The sequence below is a fragment of the Salifodinibacter halophilus genome (assembly GCA_012999515.1).
Lineage (GTDB): Bacteria > Pseudomonadota > Gammaproteobacteria > Nevskiales > Salinisphaeraceae > Salifodinibacter > Salifodinibacter halophilus.
The window spans coordinates 1-262 of the sequence record JABEEB010000359.1 but is presented as its reverse complement, the minus strand read 5'-3'; the positions used below and the strand labels follow the sequence as shown (position 1 = coordinate 262).

The window sequence follows — 262 nt, the reverse complement described above, 5'->3', positions numbered from 1 at the left end:
TCTACTCGGGCATCATCTACAAGGCGCTCGGCATTCCGGTGGAGATGTTCACCGAGATGTTCGCCATCGCCCGCACCGCCGGCTGGGTGTCGCATTGGCTGGAGCAGCAGAACGATCCGGAAAACAAGATCGGCCGCCCGCGCCAGATCTACACCGGCCACGGCATGCGCGATTACGTGGCGTCGGACAAGCGCTGATATCCACTGCGATCCGCGCAATGCGGATCGCGGCGGTCGCAGCGAGCAAAACGCCCCGCTTCGGC

1 protein-coding gene is annotated in these 262 nt (G+C 64.1%); it reads left to right on the top strand.

The genetic code is table 11. The annotated features are described in order from the left end of the window. The coding region (gltA, locus tag HKX41_12020; protein ID NNC24861.1) for a citrate (Si)-synthase at window positions 1–197 on the top strand (197 nt) is incomplete at its 5' end. Window positions 198–262: the final 65 nt, after the last annotated feature.